This window comes from Streptomyces sp. NPDC059909, assembly GCF_042730885.1.
Classification (GTDB): Bacteria; Actinomycetota; Actinomycetes; order Streptomycetales; family Streptomycetaceae; genus Streptomyces.
Genome location: NZ_JBHWKX010000066.1, coordinates 1 through 17,085, shown reverse-complemented (window position 1 = coordinate 17,085; position 17,085 = coordinate 1). Strand labels below are relative to the sequence as shown.

General features: G+C 71.5%; 13 protein-coding genes and 1 pseudogene. 9 read left to right on the top strand and 5 right to left on the bottom strand.

The window, feature by feature from the left end; genetic code table 11:
- Positions 1-167 precede the first annotated feature (167 nt).
- The gene (locus ACFV9O_RS31655; protein ID WP_385423864.1) at positions 168-2,630 is read left to right on the top strand and encodes a SpoIIE family protein phosphatase; all 2,463 of its coding nucleotides are present in this window, start codon (positions 168-170) and stop codon (positions 2,628-2,630) included.
- 65 nt (positions 2,631-2,695) lie between these two features.
- On the opposite strand, the gene ACFV9O_RS31650 is transcribed toward ACFV9O_RS31655, so the two are convergent.
- Positions 2,696-2,890, bottom strand: a complete 195-nt coding sequence (locus ACFV9O_RS31650) for a hypothetical protein (RefSeq protein WP_385423862.1) — start codon at positions 2,888-2,890, stop codon at positions 2,696-2,698.
- A gap of 1,171 nt (positions 2,891-4,061) precedes the next feature.
- Between ACFV9O_RS31650 and ACFV9O_RS31645 the strand changes: the two genes are divergently transcribed.
- From ACFV9O_RS31645 to ACFV9O_RS31615, 7 genes are all read left to right on the top strand, one after another.
- A complete protein-coding gene (locus ACFV9O_RS31645) occupies positions 4,062-4,451 on the top strand; it encodes a helix-turn-helix domain-containing protein (RefSeq protein WP_385423902.1) in 390 nt (129 codons plus the stop codon).
- Between the two features lie 379 nt (positions 4,452-4,830).
- On the top strand, positions 4,831-6,771 hold the full coding sequence (locus tag ACFV9O_RS31640; RefSeq protein WP_385423860.1) for a maleylacetate reductase and hydroxyquinol 1,2-dioxygenase domain-containing protein: 1,941 nt from the start codon (positions 4,831-4,833) through the stop codon (positions 6,769-6,771).
- 14 nt (positions 6,772-6,785) lie between these two features.
- The gene (locus tag ACFV9O_RS31635; RefSeq protein ID WP_385423858.1) at positions 6,786-8,549 is read left to right on the top strand and encodes an FAD-dependent oxidoreductase; all 1,764 of its coding nucleotides are present in this window, start codon (positions 6,786-6,788) and stop codon (positions 8,547-8,549) included.
- Positions 8,550-8,559: 10 nt separating this feature from the next.
- Positions 8,560-9,318 carry a CoA transferase subunit A gene (locus ACFV9O_RS31630; protein ID WP_385423856.1) on the top strand — a complete coding sequence of 253 codons (759 nt, stop codon included), beginning with the start codon at positions 8,560-8,562 and terminating at the stop codon, positions 9,316-9,318.
- Positions 9,315-9,962: a CoA transferase subunit B gene (locus ACFV9O_RS31625; protein ID WP_385423854.1), complete on the top strand. Its 648-nt coding sequence runs from the start codon at positions 9,315-9,317 to the stop codon at positions 9,960-9,962. Before ACFV9O_RS31630 ends, ACFV9O_RS31625 begins: the two co-directional genes overlap by 4 nt.
- 11 nt (positions 9,963-9,973) lie before the next feature.
- Positions 9,974-11,164: a thiolase family protein gene (locus ACFV9O_RS31620; RefSeq protein ID WP_385423852.1), complete on the top strand. Its 1,191-nt coding sequence runs from the start codon at positions 9,974-9,976 to the stop codon at positions 11,162-11,164.
- Positions 11,165-11,387: 223 nt separating this feature from the next.
- Positions 11,388-13,091: an NAD-dependent malic enzyme gene (locus ACFV9O_RS31615; RefSeq protein WP_385423850.1), complete on the top strand. Its 1,704-nt coding sequence runs from the start codon at positions 11,388-11,390 to the stop codon at positions 13,089-13,091.
- 116 nt (positions 13,092-13,207) lie between these two features.
- Here the strand turns inward: ACFV9O_RS31615 and ACFV9O_RS31610 are convergent, their stop codons facing one another.
- The 3 genes from ACFV9O_RS31610 to ACFV9O_RS31600 form a co-directional block, all read right to left on the bottom strand.
- Positions 13,208-13,660 (bottom strand): MarR family winged helix-turn-helix transcriptional regulator, encoded by a 453-nt coding sequence (locus tag ACFV9O_RS31610; protein WP_385423848.1) that lies wholly within the window; start codon positions 13,658-13,660, stop codon positions 13,208-13,210.
- Between the two features lie 1,642 nt (positions 13,661-15,302).
- A complete protein-coding gene (tnpB, locus tag ACFV9O_RS31605; protein ID WP_385423846.1) occupies positions 15,303-16,208 on the bottom strand; it encodes an IS607 family element RNA-guided endonuclease TnpB in 906 nt (301 codons plus the stop codon).
- Between the two features lie 206 nt (positions 16,209-16,414).
- A complete protein-coding gene (locus tag ACFV9O_RS31600) occupies positions 16,415-16,654 on the bottom strand; it encodes a helix-turn-helix domain-containing protein (protein WP_385423844.1) in 240 nt (79 codons plus the stop codon).
- Positions 16,655-16,748: 94 nt separating this feature from the next.
- Between ACFV9O_RS31600 and ACFV9O_RS31595 the strand changes: the two are divergent.
- Positions 16,749-16,838 (top strand): annotated as a pseudogene (locus ACFV9O_RS31595) (repressor LexA); the annotation flags it as partial.
- Between the two features lie 73 nt (positions 16,839-16,911).
- Here ACFV9O_RS31595 and ACFV9O_RS31590 read toward each other — a convergent pair.
- On the bottom strand, positions 16,912-17,085 hold a 174-nt coding region (locus ACFV9O_RS31590; protein WP_385423900.1), incomplete at its 5' end, for a zinc ribbon domain-containing protein.

The following is a 17,085-nucleotide window of genomic DNA, read 5'->3' as shown; positions in this document are numbered from 1 at the left end:
CCCCGCCCCGCCCCGCCCCGCCCCGCCTCGCCCCGCGTCGCCGCTCCCGCCCCGGTCCCTCCCGGCCCGGTCCGTTCCTGCCTCGCCGTTCACCGCTGGCTGTGCCGCTGCGGCAGGAGCACGCTGGCTGTACACGGCCGGTCGGATCGGGCCACCCTCCGAGCGGCATGCCCGACGGGAGCGGCGGCATGAACCCCTACGACGCGTCGCATGCCACAACAGCACACGACGGCGCCCTGATCGCTGTCGACGGCCGGGGCCGCCTCACCGTCTGGAGCCCCAGCGCCGAGTCCGTGCTGGGCTACGCGTCGGGTGACGTCCTCGGGCGGCATCTGAGCGATCTCCTGGCCACGCCGGCTCCGGCGTTCTGGCAGGACCCGTCCGCGGCAGCGCGGTGGGCGGGCCCCCTCGAGTTCGACCTGGGCCGGGGCGCGGTGCGCTCGCTCTTCGCGCACGCCTACGAGGCCACCGTCGCCGCCGCCCCGGGCGGCCCCTTCTGGTTCATCAGCCTGACGCCCCCCACCGCCGCGCCGCACGACGAGCACGACGAGACCGATCAGGCCATCCTGCGGTGGCTGTTCGACCGCTCGCCCGTTGCGCTGACGGTCTACGACGCGGACCTGAGGTGCGTGAGGCAGAACGCGGCCATGGCCCGGGTGACCGGGATGTCGCAGGAGGAGCGCCGGGGGCTGCGCCCGTCGCAGATTCTTTCGGGGCCCGATGCGGCGGAGTGGGAGACGAAGCTGCACGAGGCCGTCGAAAGCGGCCGGGCGGTCTCCCACGGGCAGGTGCACTGCCGGGTGCCGGCGAACCCGCACCGCGAGCGTGTCTTTGCCGCATCGGCCGGCCCCATGTTCGACAGCGCCGGCCGTGCGATCGGCATCTGCTCCACGGTCACCGACATCACCGAGCAGCAGCGCGCCCGGCAACGGCTGATGCTCCTGAACGAGGCGAGCACGAGCGTCGGCAGCACGCTCGACGTGCTGACCACGGCCCAGGAACTCGTCGACGTCTTGTGTCCTCGGCTGGCCGAGTGGGCCCATGTCGACCTGCTGGAGAGCATGCTGCACGGTGAAGAGCCCGGACCCTTCACCGGGCGGGTCGCCCTGTACCGCGCGGCGCACAAGTCGTTGCGGGCGGGCGCGCCGGAGACGGTGAGCCGGCTCGGCGAAGTCGACTTCTACCCGGCCCACTCGCCCCCGGTCCGGAGCATGGCGGCGAACCGTTCCCTCGTGCACGCCACGACCGATGGGCCCGTACGGGCATGGCTCGCCGAGGACCCCGTGCGCGCCGAGCGGTTCCGCGAGCATCAGGTGCACTCCGTCATGGCGGTCCCCATCGCCGCCCGGGGCGCCATCCTCGGCGTCGCCGTCCTGCTCAGGAGCGCCCACGGCGCGTTCACCGACGAGGACCGGCTGCTCACCGAGGAACTCGTCTCGCGGGCCGCCGTCTGCCTGGACAACGCCCGCCGCTACACGCGCGAGCGCGCCACGGCACTCACGCTCCAGCACAGCCTGCTGCCGCAGACGCTGCCGCAGCAGACCGCGGTCGAAACGGCGAGCCGGTATCTGCCCGCCGACTCCCAGTCGGGTGTCGGAGGCGACTGGTTCGACGTCATCGCCCTGTCGGGCAAGCGTGTCGCCCTCGTCGTGGGGGACGTCGTCGGCCACGGCATCAACGCCGCGGCGACCATGGGCCGGCTGCGCACCGCGGTGCGCACCCTGGCCGACGTGGACCTGCCTCCCGACGAGCTCCTCACCCACCTCGACGACATGCTGACCCGCCTGCGGGACGAGAACGAACGCCCGGACCAGGGCGGCGACCTCGGGGCCACCTGCACCTACGCCGTGTACGACCCGATAGCGCAGACCTGCTCGGTGGCCCGGGCCGGGCACCCGCCCCCCGCCGTCGTCCTGCCCGACGGCACGGCAACACTCCTGGACGTCCCCAGCGGGCCGCCCCTCGGCATCGGCGGCCTGCCCTTCGAGTCCACCGAACTGCCCCTGCCCGAAGGCGCCCTGCTGGCCCTGTACTCCGACGGCATCCTCAACACCCACGACCGCGACATCGACGACGCGCTGGAGACGCTGCGCGACTCGCTCACCGCCCCCGCAGACTCCCTGGACGACCTCTGCGAAAACGTCCTCCGCCACCTGCTGCCCCCACACCCGACGGACGACGCGGCCCTCCTGCTGGCCCGCACCCACGCCCTGGGCGCCGACCACGTCGCCGTCCTCGACGTCCCCGCACAGGACTCCTTCGTCGCCCACGCCCGCTCATGGACGGCGAACCGCCTCGAGGACTGGGGACTTGGCGAATCCGGCTTCGTCACCGAACTCGTCGTCAGCGAACTCGTCACCAACGCCATCCGCTACGGCCGGCCCCCCATCCAGCTGCGCCTGATCCGGGACGGCACGCTCATCTGCGAGGTCTCCGACGCCAGCAGCACAGCGCCCCACATGCGCCGCGCCCGGCTGTCCGACGAAGGAGGACGCGGCCTCCTGCTGGTCGCCCAGCTGACCCAGAACTGGGGCACACGCCACGCACGGCAGGGGAAGACCATCTGGTGCGAACAGCACACCGCCACGGCAGCGGGCCTCGATCTCTTCGCGTCCATGGCCGCCGTCTGACCGGCGGCCGGAAGGTGAGGCGACGGGCGAGGCGCGGGCGAGCCGCCGCGGCCGCGGGGCGCCGGCTAGAAGAACCTGCAGGTGAGCCACTTCTCGTGGTCGTAGAGGTCCTGTGACGGGTACCGCGCTATGAGGGGGACCACTTCCGTCGTGTCCTGCGGCCGGATGCGCACGGGCAGGGCACCGAACCGGGCCCGCCGCGCCGAGGCGTCGGCATCCTCGACCGTGCGGACCTTGGTGACTTTCCACGTGTTCGGCATCGCGTCGCGTCCTTGTCGTTTCGGTGTCGGGGATCCGGCGGTGGCGGACAGGCGTGGAGCCCTGCCGCCCCGCGCGCGGCGTTCGCCGTCGTCCTCGGACCTCAGAAGACCTGGAGGAAACAGCCGCACGTGATGGTGAGCACGGCCACCGCTACCGCGGCCGTCTTCAAGACCTTGGGAATGTTCACCGGGATTCCTCTGGTGGGGGACGGGGGAACAGGTGTGGTCCGCGGGTCCGCGGACCACACCGGGGGCGCTGCGTGAACCGGGAGGGGCGCCGCGCTGCGCAGCCCGATCCGCTCCGAGGGGCGGCATCGGCCGGGCCGGTCGCGAAGAGCGGCTCGTGCCGGCCGGCCCGGATACGTCCCCAGGTGCGTTCGCTGTCGACCCTCGCACCCACTACGTCACCTGTCAAGAGGGTGACGGGGGTGGTGGGTCTCACGGGCCGGGCGCGAGGGCTGTTCTGTAGATGCCCTGATCGCGTGGAATTCTGACGGATCGGGCATTGGTCCACCGCAGGCGTCGAGCCAGGGGTGCTGGGGTGCCGCTCGGTCAGCCGACGGGGGCGCCGGGCGGCCGGCGGAACGCGCGGGCCGGCCTCGCCGTGGAGGCCGTCCTGCAGGGAATGCCGAACACCTCTTTCATGGTTTAGATTTCAATCATGTGAGTTGGTGCAGGAGGAGGTCGCACCGTGACGGAGCTCGGCCCGACCCACACGGTCGGCATCCTGCGGCAGCCGGGCGTGCGCCCGCGCAGAAGCAGTTCCGGCCTGGGGTGGGAGCATCTGTATCTCTCCGCGCAGGAGGAGCAGCCCTACCGGGCTCAGTTCGATCCCGCGCCCACCCACCTGCTGATCCTGCACCTCAGCGGGCCCGTCGCGGTGTGCCGGGGCAAGGGCAGCGCCGCGCGGTCGCGGAAGGTGCCCGCCGGCGGGCTCTTCCTGCAGCCGGCCGGCCGGACCCTGGACGTCGAGCTCGGCGGCAGACTCGACACGATCCACGCGTACCTCACGGACGAGGCGCTGCGCGACGCCAACGAGGGCCGGTCCGTCGAGCTGTCCGAGGAGTTCGGTGCCACGGATCCGCTCACCGAGCAGCTCGTGCTGGCGCTGGAGGGCGCGGTACGGCACTGGGAGCCGTCCGCGCGTACGTACACGGATCACCTGACCGGGATGCTGGCCGCGCAGCTCGTGCGGCGCCACCGCACCGGAGCCGGTGGGCCGGCGCCGGCCGGCGCCGGGCTCTCCGCGCGGCAGATGAACGCCGTGCGGGAGCTCATGGAGCAACGCCTCGCCGAGCCGCTGCCCGTCGCGGACCTCGCCTCGGCGGCCGCATTGAGCGTCAGCCAGTTCACGCGGCAGTTCCGGACCCGCACGGGCCAGTCGCCCCACCAGTTCCTGCTCGGGCTGCGGCTGGAACAGGCCTGTCGCCTGCTGCGGACGGGGAACGCTCCGATCGGCGAGATCGCGGCCGGCTGCGGCTTCTCCCACCAGGAACACCTCACCCGCGTGATGCGCAACCGCCTGGGCACGACCCCCGCGGCCCTTCGCCGCGCGCGCTGACACACCCGCACGCCCAGGTGCGTCCGGGCACGCCCGGCGGCTGCCTGCTGCCCGGCGCGGCGGCTGCCTGCTGCCCGGCGAGGCTGCTGCCTGCTGCCCGGCGGCGGCTTCCGGCGTCCTGGGCCGCAGCGCCTCTGTGCTGCCGTCGAAGCAGCCCTCCCGCCCCGCCCCTCCGCCCCGGCCCGGGGGCGCCCCTTTTCGCCCGCGGTGGGGGTTTTTCTGGACCCGGGGCCGCCTGCCGCACCGCCGTCGCGTCTTTTGTGCAGCACAACGAGCCGAACGTGCAGGCCTTTACCTGCGTGTCACTCACATACTCGGTGGCCAGCCACGTCACGTAACACGGCCGACATGATCGACCGATCTGAAGAGGCGGACCTGAATGCGGACCTTCGTTCACACATCCCGTGCCTCACGGGTGGTCTTCGGGGCCGGCACAGCCGGCCGGCTCCGCGATGAGGTCGAGCGGCTCGGCCGCTCCCGGGTGCTGCTCCTGTCCAGCCCGCCCCTGGCGGAGGCCTCCGCCCGGGTCCGCGACGCGCTCGGCGACCTGGTGGCCGCGGAGTTCGACGGCGCGGCGATGCACACGCCGGTGGAGGTGACGGAGCGTGCGCTGCAGATGCTGCGGGACGCGGACGCCGACTGTCTCGTGGCCGTCGGCGGCGGCTCGACGACGGGCCTGTCGAAGGCCCTCGCGCTGCGCACCGACCTCCCGCAGGTGATCCTGCCGACCACGTACGCCGGCTCCGAGGTGACCCCCGTGCTCGGCGAGACCCGCCAGGGCCGCAAGGTCACCCAGTCGTCCCCGGCGATCCTGCCGGAGACCGTGGTCTACGACGTCGACTTCACCCTGACCCTGCCCCTGGCCATGTCGGTCACGAGCGGCGTCAACGCCCTCGCGCACGCCGTGGAGGCGCTGTACTCCGCCGACGCCAACCCGGTCACCGACCGGCAGGCCCTCGACGCCGTCTCCCGGATCGCCCGGGCGCTGCCCCGGCTCGCCGCCGATCCGGCCGATGCGGACGCGCGCGCCGACCTGCTGCACGCGGCCTGGCTCGCCGGGACCTGCCTCGCCACGGTCGGCATGGGCCTGCACCACAAGCTGTGCCACACGCTGGGCGGCAGCTTCGACCTGCCGCACGCGCCCACGCACACCGTCGTCCTGCCGCACGCCATGGCCTACAACGCGCCCGCGGCACCCGGCGCGATGCGCCGTATCGCCGAAGTCCTCGGCGTGTCCGACGCCCCCACCGCGGTGTACGACCTGGTCGCGTCCCTGGGCGGGCCCACCTCGCTCAGGGACCTGGGCCTGGCCGAGGCCGACCTCGCGCGCGCCGCCGAGCTGGCCGTGGCGACGCCGTACCCGAACCCGCGCGAGCTGACCGGCGCGGGCATCGCGGGCCTGCTGGCCGACGCCTGGCACGGACGCCGCCCGGCCCCCACCGCACCCCACCTCGCCGCTGCCGACTCCACGGTGAGCCGCCTGACCGAACAGGTCGTCGCCAGCTTCCAGGGCGCCCCCGACGCCCGGGTGCGCACCCTGCTCACCGACCTCGTCCGGCACCTGCACACCTTCGTGACCGCCAACGACGTCACCGAGTCCGAATGGCAGTACGCGATCGACTTCCTCACCCGCACCGGGCAGATGTGCAGCCCGGCCCGTCAGGAATTCGTGCTGCTCTCCGACACCCTCGGCGTCTCCAGCGTGGTGGACCTGCTCACCAACTCCCGTACGCCCGCCACCACTCCGTCGGCGGTGCTGGGCCCCTTCTACGTGGAGGGCCCGCCCGAGGCCGCGCACGGCAGCGACATCGCCCGGCAACTGCCCGGCACCCCGCTGTGGGTGGACGTACGCATCACGGACACCGCCGACGCACCCGTCCAGGGCGCGGTCGTGGACGTGTGGCAGTCCAACGAGGACGGCTTCTACGACGTCCAGCTCCCCGACGCGGACGGCCCGGTGCTCCGCGCCCGGCTGCGCACCGACGACGACGGACGCATCGCCTTCTGGTCGATCCTGCCCTCGGAGTACCCGATCCCCGACGACGGGCCGGTCGGACAGATGCTCGCCGCCACCGGGCGCCACCCCTACCGGGCCCCCCACATCCACTTCATGATCGACGCCCCGGGCCACCGCCGGCTCGTCACGCAGCTGTTCGTGGCGGGCGGCTCCTACCTGGACAGCGACACCGTCTTCGGCGTCAAGGACGACCTCGTCGTCGACTTCACCCCCCACAGCGGCCCCACCCCCGACGGCCGCCCGGTCGACGGCGACTGGCGCCGCCTCGACTACACCTTCCGTATCGCCCCCCTGGCCGACTGACCGAGGAGCGCCCCATGACGCGTCCAGACACCTACGACACCGACGTCCTCGTCGTCGGCAGCGGCCCCGCCGGAGGCTCCGCCGCCCTGCTCCTGGCCACCTACGGCATCCGCACCATGCTGGTGACGAAGTACGGCTGGCTGGCCAACACCCCACGAGCACACATCACCAACCAGCGCACCATGGAGGTCCTGCGTGACCTCGGCGTCGAGGCCGAGGCACTGGCGGCCGGCAGCCCCTCGCACCTCATGGGCGACACCGTCCTGTGCACGTCGCTCACCGGGCAGGAGATCGGCCGGATCCGCAGCTGGGGCACGGGAGACGAATCGGCCACCGAGTACGCCTCCAAGAGCCCCAGCCAGATGATCGACCTCCCGCAGACCTACCTGGAGCCGATCCTCATCAGCAACGCCGCCTCCCGCGGCGCCAAGGTCCGCTTCGACACCGAGTTCCTGAGCTTCACCCAGGACGACGACGGCGTCACGGCACTGCTGCGCGACCGGGTACGCGGCGACGAGTTCACCGTCCGGGCCCGCTACCTGATCGGCGCGGACGGCGGACGCAGCAAAGTCGTCGAACAGCTCGGCCTGCCCGTCGACGGCCGCATGGGCAAGGCCGGCAGCATGAACGTCGTCTTCAAGGCGGACCTGTCCCGCTACTGCGCCCACCGCCCCAGCGTCCTGTACTGGGTGATGCGCCCCGGCGCACAGACCGGCGGCATCGGCATGGGCCTGGTGCGCATGGTGCGGCCCTGGAACGAATGGCTGCTGGTGTGGGGCTACGACATCGAGCAGCCGCCGCCGGCCGTGGACGAGGAGGCGGCGCGGCAGATCGTGCGCGACCTCGTCGGTGACCCGCAACTGCCGGTGGAGATCACCTCGACCTCGCTGTGGACGGTCAACCACAGCTACGCGAGCGCGTACTCCCGCGGACGGGTCTTCGCCGCCGGCGACGCGGTGCACCGCCACCCGCCGTCCAACGGACTGGGATCCAACACCTCCATCCAGGACGCCTACAACCTCGCCTGGAAACTCGCCATGGTCATCCGCGGCGAGGCCGGGCCCGGGCTGCTGGAGAGCTACTCCGACGAACGCGCCCCCGTCGGACGGCAGATCGTGGAGCGGGCCAACCTCAGCCGCGACCAGTTCGGCCCGATCTTCGCAGCCCTCGGCATCGGAGACGGAAGCGACGAAGAATCCATCGCCGAAGGGCTCGCGGCCGTGCACGCCGCAACGGCCGAGGGCGCCAAGAAGCGGCGCCTGCTCGAAGAGGCGATCCAGCTCAAGAACTACGAGTTCAACGCGCACGGCGTCGAAATGAACCAGCGATACGCATCCGGTGCGGTCCTCACCGACCACAGCCCGGCCGAGACCTGGCAGGACGATGCCGAACTGGTCCACCAGCCGGCCACCCGGCCCGGCGCCAAACTTCCCCACGCCTGGCTCGTGGACACCGACGGGCGGCGGATCTCCACGCTCGACGCCGTCGGCAAGGGCAGCTTCACCGTGGTGACGGGCCTGTCGGGCGGCGTCTGGGAGACGGCCGCACAAGCCTGCGCGGACGAACTCGGCGTACCGCTACGGGTGGTGAGCATCGGCGCCGACGACTTCCGCGACGCCTACGGCGAGTGGAGGCGCCGCTCGGAGATCGCCGAGGACGGGGTGCTCCTCGTACGCCCCGACGGCTACATCGCCTGGCGCCGGGCCGCCGTCCCCCAGACCGCGTCCGCCGCGCAGGACGAGCTGCTGACCGCCCTGCGCCACGTACTGGACCGATAGGAACCCGCACATGAACAAGCAGGTGGCCACCGCCGAGGAGGCCCTGGCGGACGTCGGCGACGGACATTCGTTCGCCGTCGGCGGCTTCGGACTCGTCGGCGTCCCCGACGTCCTGATCAACGCCCTGTACGACACCGGAGCCTTCGGCCTGAGCGTGGTCTCCAACAACTGCGGCGTCGACGGACGCGGACTCGGCATCCTGCTCGCCGCGGGCCGCATCGCCCGCGTCACCGGTTCCTATGTGGGCAACAACAAGGAGTTCGCCCGCCAGTACCTCGCGGGTGAACTCGAGGTCGAACTCACCCCGCAGGGCACGCTCGCCGAGCGGCTGCGCGCCGGCGGCTGCGGCATCCCCGCCTTCTACACCCCGGCCGGCGTCGGCACCCAGGTCGCCGACGGCGGACTGCCCTGGCGGTACGCCTCCGACGGCAGCGTGGCACTGGCCTCGCCCCCCAAGGAGGTGCGTACGTTCGACGGCACCGACTACGTGCTGGAACACGGCATCACCACCGACTACGCGCTGGTACGGGCCGCCCGCGGCGACCGCCACGGCAACCTCGTCTTCCACCGTGCCGCACGCAACTTCAACCCGCTCGCCGCGATGGCCGGGCGGATCACCGTGGCCGAGGTGGAGGAGTTGGTCGAGCCCGGCACCCTCGACCCCGACGAGATCCATCTGCCCGGAGTCTTCGTCCAGCGCGTGGTGGCACTGACCCCACAGCAGGCGGCGGACAAGGGCATCGAGAACAGGACGGTGCGGCAGCCATGAGCTGGAGCAAGAACGAGATGGCCGCCCGGGCCGCACGCGAACTGCGCAACGGCGACTACGTCAACCTGGGCATCGGACTCCCCACCCTGGTCGCCAACTACCTCCCCGAGGGCGTGGACGTCGTGCTGCACTCGGAGAACGGCCTCCTCGGCGTCGGCCCCTACCCGCAGGAGCACGAGGTCGACCCGGACCTGATCAACGCCGGCAAGGAGACCGTGACCGTACGTGCGGGAGCATCGTTCTTCGACTCATCACTGTCCTTCGGCATGATCCGCGGCGGCCACATCGACACCGCCGTCCTGGGTGCCCTGCAGGTCTCGGCCCGCGGTGACCTGGCCAACTGGGCCATACCCGGAAAAATGATCAAGGGTATGGGGGGTGCGATGGACCTCGTCCACGGCGCGCGCCGGGTCGTCGTCGTGATGGACCACACCGCCAAGGACGGCAGCCCCAAGATCGTCGAGGAGTGCACGCTGCCGCTCACGGGCCGGGCCTGCGTGGACCGGATCATCACCGACCTCGGGGTGATCGACGTCACCCCGCACGGCCTCGAACTCGTCGAGACGGCACCCGGCGTGACCGCGGCCGAGATCGCCGCCCGCACCCCCGTGCCCCTCAGCCACCAGCCCTCCACCACCGCCTGAAGGATCCACCGATGATCGAGCGACCCCGTGACGTGTACATCGTCGACGCCGTCCGCACCCCCTTCGGCCGCTACGGCGGCGCCCTGTCAGGGGTACGGCCCGACGACCTCGCGGCCGGCGTGCTGCGTGCCCTCGTCGACCGCAGCCCGAACCTCGACCCGGCAAGCATCGGCGACGTCCTGTTCGGCAACGCCAACGGCGCCGGCGAGGACAACCGCGACGTGGCCCGCATGGCCGTCCTTTTGGCGGGTCTGCCCGTCAGCGTGCCCGGCGCCGCCGTCAACCGGCTGTGCGGCTCCGGCATGGAGGCCGTCATCCAGGCGGCCCGCGCCATCGCGCTCGGCGACGCCTCGATCGCGGTCGCGGGCGGCGTGGAGTCCATGAGCCGCGCCCCCTGGGTGCTGCCGAAACCGGAGCGCGCCTTCCCCGCGAAGGACCAGCAGCTGTACTCGACGACACTCGGCTGGCGGATGGTCAACCCGCGCATGCCCAGCGAGTGGACCATCCCGCTGGGCGAGAGCGGCGAACTGGTCGGCGCCAAGCACGGCATCACACGCGAGGCCCAGGACGCGTTCGCCCTCGCCAGCCACCAAAACGCCGCCCGCGCCTGGCGCGAGGGCCTCTACGACGGAGAGATCGTCCCCGTCGAGGGCGTCACGCTGCCACGCGACGAAGGCATCCGTGACAACACGTCCCTGGAAGCGCTGGCCGCGCTCAAGCCCGCCTTCATCGCCGACGGCACCGTCACGCCCGGCAATGCCTCCCCGCTCAACGACGGTGCTGCCGCACTGCTGCTCGCCGACGCCGACGGCCTTGCGGCCATCGGCCGCGAACCACTGGCCCGGGTGCGCGCCGCGGCAGTGGCCGGTATCGAGCCGCAGTACTTCGGTCTCGGCCCGGTCGACGCGATCCGCAAGGTGCTGAAGAAGGCAGGAACGGACGCGGCCGACCTGCACACGGTGGAACTCAACGAGGCCTACGCCTCACAGGTGCTGGCCTGCCTGGCCGCCCTGCCCGAACTCGACCCCTCCATCGTCAACCCGCGCGGCGGCGCGATCGCGATCGGCCATCCGCTGGGCGCGTCGGGCGCACGCATCACCGGAGCGGTGGCCCACCAACTGGCCTCCGCGGGCTCGGGAACGGGCCTGGCGGCCCTGTGCATCGGCGTGGGCCAGGCACTCGCGCTGATCCTCGAACGCTGACGGCACCCCGCCGCCCGCCCCGACGGGCGGCGGCGGGCAGACCGCTCACCCGGCCCGCCTCGCCCCGCACCCGGTAGAGGCGAGCGCCTCGTCGCGGTGCGTGCATGACCGCCCCGCGCCATGCAAGCTGGGCGACAGGACAGCCATGCCACTGGCGCACCGCACGGATCGTGGCCATCCGCACCGCCCGGGCCGGGCCGCACACCGGACACAGGGAGCCGAGTTGAGCACCAGATGGAACGCCGCGAAGGGCCGGCTCGAGACGACGGCCCGGGGCCGTGCAGTACTGGCCGACCCCCGGCTCAACCGCGGAACCGCCTTCACCCCCGCCGAACGCCGCGCGCTCGACCTGGTGGGCCTGGTACCGCCGCAGGTGCTCACCCTGGAGCAGCAAGTGGCCCGCGCCTACGCGCAGTACACCGCCCAGCCGCACGACCTGGCCAAGAACATCTATCTGACCGCGCTGCACGACCGCAACGAGGTGCTGTTCTACCGGCTGGTCGGCGACCACCTCCCGGAGATGCTGCCGATCGTCTACACCCCGACCGTCGGCACCGCCATCGAGCGCTACAGCTACGAATACCGCCGGCCGCGCGGGGCGTACCTGTCGGTGGACGCCCCGCAGGAGATCGGGCGCGCACTGCGCGCCTGCGGGCTACGAGCCGGCGACGTCGACCTGATCGTCGCCACCGACGGCGAGGCGATCCTGGGCATCGGCGACTGGGGCGTGGGCGGCATCGACATCTCGGTCGGCAAACTGGCGGTGTACACCGCCGCCGGCGGCGTGGACCCGGCACGCACCCTGGCGGTGATGCTGGACACCGGCACCAACCGCAAGGAGCTCCTGGACGACCCCCTGTACCTGGGCAACCGGCACCCCCGGGTGGACCGCGAGACCTATGACGCCTTCATCGAGGCCTATGTGTCGGCCGCCACCGAGATCTTCCCCGGCGCGCTGCTGCACTGGGAGGACTTCGGGTCCGCCAACGCCCGCCGCATCCTGGACCGTTACCGGGACGAGGTGTGCACCTTCAACGACGACGTCCAGGGCACCGGCGCCGTGAACCTCGCCGCCGTGCTGTCGGGGGTGCGGATCGGCGGACAGCCGCTGCGCGAGCACCGCATCGTCGTCTTCGGTGCGGGCACCGCCGGCATCGGCGTCGCCGACCAGCTCCGCGACGCCCTGATCGCCGATGGCCTGTCGCAGCAGGAGGCCACCGGCCGCCTGTGGGCCGTGGACCGGTACGGCCTGCTCACCGACGACCAGGACACCCTGCTCGACTTCCAGGCCAGCTACGCCCGTCCACCGGGCGAGGTGGCCGCATGGGCACGGGACGAGCAACTGGGGGGCATCCCCTTGGCGGAGGTGGTCCGCCGGGTGCGGCCCACCGTCCTGATCGGCACCTCCGGGCAGGCCGGCTCCTTCACCGAACCGCTCGTCCGCGAGATGGCCGCCCACACCGAGCGCCCCGTCATCCTGCCGATGTCCAACCCCACCCCGCTGGCCGAAGCGGTGCCCGCCGACCTGCTGGAATGGACCGACGGCCGGGCCCTGGTCGCCACCGGCAGCCCCTTCGGCCCCGTCACCCGCAACGGCGTCACCCACCGGATCGGCCAGGCCAACAATGCGCTGGTCTTCCCCGGCCTGGGCCTGGGCACCATCCTCGCCAACGCCACCCGGGTCACCGACGGCATGCTCGTCGCCGCCGCCCACGCGGTCGCGGAGCAGGTCGACCTCGACGCCCCCGGGGCGGCGATCCTGCCGCCCATCAGCCGGCTGCGCGACACCTCGGCCGCCGTGGCGGCCGCGGTCGCCCGGGCCGCGGCCCGCGACGGGGTCGCCCGTGCATCCGTCGACGACACCATCGACCAGCGGGTGCGCGCAGCCATGTGGGAGCCGGTCTACCCGCCGGTCCAGGCCGTCTGACGCACCCCACGGCGGATCGGGCCCGGCGGTGTCCGGGACCATGCGCACGTGTTCGCCGACCGGTCCGGAGACGAAACGTCCGGGAGGCTGAGGTCGGCCTCGGCGAGGCTGCGAGCTTACTCGGCCCAGGGTTCGAAGCCAGTCTGGAGAACGGCGTCGAGGGATGCGCGCAGTTCGGCTGCCTCACCGGCGCCGAAGCGCTCCTCGAACTGGGCTTGCACTGCTTGCCACAGTGGCAGCGCCGCCTTTATTCGGGAGAGGCCGTCCGGCGTGATCGTGACGATCCGTGCGCGGCGGTCGACCGCCGACGGCTCGACGGTCACCAGGCCCTCCCGCGCGAGCGGTTTGAGGTTCGAGGCCAGCGTCGTACGGTCCATGGCGATCATGTCGGCAAGTCTGGTGATCGTCATTTCTCCGTGGGCGCTGAGCTTCTGCAGGATGCTGAACTGCGTCGCACGAAGACCGGCCGAGGCCAGAGCCTTGTCGTAAGTCGCGCCAAGGTACCGGGCCGCCTTGCGCAGTGCCAGGTTGTTGCACAGGTCGTCGCGGTTCGTCGCCGTAGCGGTCATCGTCTCCTCCAGAGCTTCCCCACCCAGGGTACGAGCATGTGCTCGCATATGTGAAGGGGGGCCCGCAACGCCACCTCCGCGCGTGGCGCTCACCGGACTGAAGGCCACACATACAGATTCGCGTCAGCACGCTGATGGCTTCAGGCTCCGCCCGAGGCGTGGCAGCGTCTGTCGGCGGGGCCGGGAGCCAAAGGGCGAACGGTTCTGCGACTGGGCCGCCGCCCCGTCTGCCCGCCGTGGCCGAGTTCGACGGCGACGAGCCGGCCCGGCAGTGGTGGATGCCGGCACGTCGCAGATCAGACGGTCCTCGCGTACGGACCGATCGGAGTTTCGGTACCGCGGAATCGTTCCCCAGGCCCCCCGGGCACCGGGTGGCGGCACGACGTCGGACAAGGACCCACGGGCTGTCGCCCCGGGCTTTACGCTTCGTGCTGCCTCAGCCATTCCTTCTCCTGGCCCGGGTCGGGCAGGACCTGGCCGGCTTCGACAGCGGAACGCGCGGGACTGTCCTGGATCACCACCAGGATGGCCGGCCCGCGGCCGAGGACGGTCCGCTGCTGTGGCGAACCGGGAGAGCCAGAACGCTCAGTGCGTACGCTTTCTCAAGATCCTTCGCGCGACAAGCAGCACGCCCGTCGCGGAAGTCAGCACGAGCGCCGCCCCGACCGTGACGCCGAGTGTGTTGACTTCGCCGGCGCTTCCACCCACGCCGGTGTCTGTTCCCCGGGGAAACGTCGTGGGGGTCGTGCCGGAGGAACGGCTGACGGACGGCACCGGCCGAGGCGGGGTCGTGACGGGTGGACTGGTTGCCGCCGGGACTCCGGTGCTGGAGATGCTCAGATTGATCGTTTCCGTCCGGCCGTTGCAGGTGAACGTCACCGAGTACGTCGCGCCTGGCCGGGCCTGCGAGTCGACCGTAGCCGTACCTGACAGACCCGGCGGGATGGTGACCGTGTCGAAGACGGCGGAAGAGGCCGTGGCTGTTGCTGCACAGCCTGAGGCAGTCAGCGTCACGCGACCGCCCGGCGCAACACTCGAAGGCGACACGGCGAACGAGAGCGCCTGTCTCGGTGCGGCTGCAGGGCCTTCCTCGCCGTCGGCGCCCGAGGACAACGAGCCACAAGCCGACACGGCGAACGCAGCCGTTCCCCACGCCGTAGCGCATACAACAGGCATCCCGCGCATACCCGAACCTCCGGTTCCCCCGAGGAACGCATCGGAGCAGTTCCCACAGGGCAGGGAACGCACCCAGTCACCCAGACGCTAGAGAGCCATCGTCACGCCCGCGACCGCAGGCAGGCCAAACGGAGGACGCCTGTGTCATTGTCGGGTTCCAGTGGGAGTGCTTGCCCAGGAGCTGAGCTCCGGCTCGGGCACGACTTGCTGACGCATCCTGGCCGCATGGAGCGAGGCGGGCCTGGGATCAGTTGCAGCGGTGCTGCTGAAGACGTTGCGGTCTACGAGGCAGCTGGACTGGTCGCGGACGTGATCGACTCCTGCCACGTGTGGGCGGCCCGGCGGGCGGGCCCAAAGCGGTCCCAGCCGGTCGACCGTGTTTCATCGGCCGGGCAGCAAGCACCTGAACGGCCGTGTGTGGCTGATGCCGTTCACTGAGTTTCAGCGAATCTCAGTGATTCACCCGTTACCGGGCGAAGGTCCCCGTCTCATTCGATCCCTGGGGGGATCGATGCGGGGTAGGCGCTTCACGGCCACCGGCCCCGCGAGGCGGGGTCTTACGGTCGGCTCCACGTCCGTTTTCTGTCTCCGGGCCACTCCCGGTGACGTGCCGCTTCACCAGCGCGGCGAGGTTGAGTGCTGCGTTCTCGTCCCGGTCGATGACGAGTCCGCAGTGTTCGCACACGTACGTCCGTACCCCAAGAGGCAGTTTGGGTTTCACTGCCTGGCATCCGGAACATGTCTTGCTGCTGGGGTACCAGCGGCCGGCGACTTCGAGCCGGCCGCCGTTCCACACGGTTTTGCAGGCGAGCTTGCGGCGGATTTCTGCGAAGGCGGCATCGGCGACGACGCGGGCGAGCTTGCGGTTCTTGAGCATCCCGGCGACGTTGAGGTCTTCCACGACGACCGTGCCGTACGCGCGGGCCAGGTGGGTCGTCAGCTTGTGCAGGGCATCGGCCCGCAGGCAGGCGGTGCGGTAGTGGACACGGTTGCGCGCGGCGTTCGACCTGCGCCATCGGTTCGACGGCTTCTGCCCGGTGCGCCGGTCGGGCCCCTGCTTGCGGGAGACCGCCCGCGACAGGCGGCGCAGCTTCCTGCGGGCGGTGTCGTAGTGGCGCGGGTTCTCGGCGGCCGGGCGGCCGTCGGAGAACACCGCCAGGGACTTGATACCGAGGTCGACGCCGATCACCGCATCCGGCCTGGACGGCGTGCGGTCGGCCCGCTCGACCTCGACCGTGAAGGACACGAACCAGCGCCCGGCCCCGCGGCGCACCGTCGCGGACTTGATCACCGCGCTGCCGGCCGTGATCCGGCGGTGAAGCTTCCTGGTGGACTCATGCGTGCGGATCGTGCCCAGCACCGGCAGCGTCACATGCCGCCGGTCCTAGCCGGATCGTGCCCGTGGTGAACCGGATGGACGGCGTCACCCTGGCCTTCGCCCTGAACCGGGGGAAGCCCATCCGCGGACCCCTGCGCCTGCCGCTCCTGGAGTTGGACCAGTTCCTCAACGCAACGGCGAGCTGATCAAGACCGGTGGCATACGCCTCCTTCGAACACTCCGCCCACCACGGCGCAACCTCACCCCTGGGCCAGGTTGAAGGCCTTGCGCAGGCAGTACATCGACCACGACAGCGGCGGCGTCAACGCATCCTCAGCGATCCCGTACGCGCGCTCCGCCTCCCGCTGACCCAGATTCGCCTTCACCCGGGCAAGGCCCCAGTTGAACGCCACCCGCGCCGCCCCGGCATGCCGCAGCAGCGCCCCGACCTGACCAGGAGTCGGGTCCAGCGCAAACCGGTAGGCATGCGTAACGATCACCCGATCAGCCTACCGACCCCCACCCACAACACCCCGAACCGACAGAAGAGTTGAGAAACGCTGAGCCGCTGATGAAACCCGCAGCAGTTGACAACCCCACAACCCGTCCTACGAGCCGATCCCGGGCGACGACGCGGCCATCCTCGGCAAGGTGGTAGCCGTCCTGCGCACTCTGTCAACTTGACCCGGCCGTAAACGACCGGGCTTGGAGGTAGTGCCCAACTGGCTGCTGGGTGGGCTCCTCCGTCCAGACACCCCTATGGGGTGGCAGGGACGCGTGACTCACGCCCCGCAGTCCACGCAGCCTCGCCGCGCTGGGCGATGTTGCGGGAGGCGTTCCGGTCTGCGTGGGCAACGACCCCGCAGTTCCGGCAGGTGAACAGGGCCTGGCTTGCCCGGTTCTTCTTGTCGATGTGGCCGCACTCGCAGCA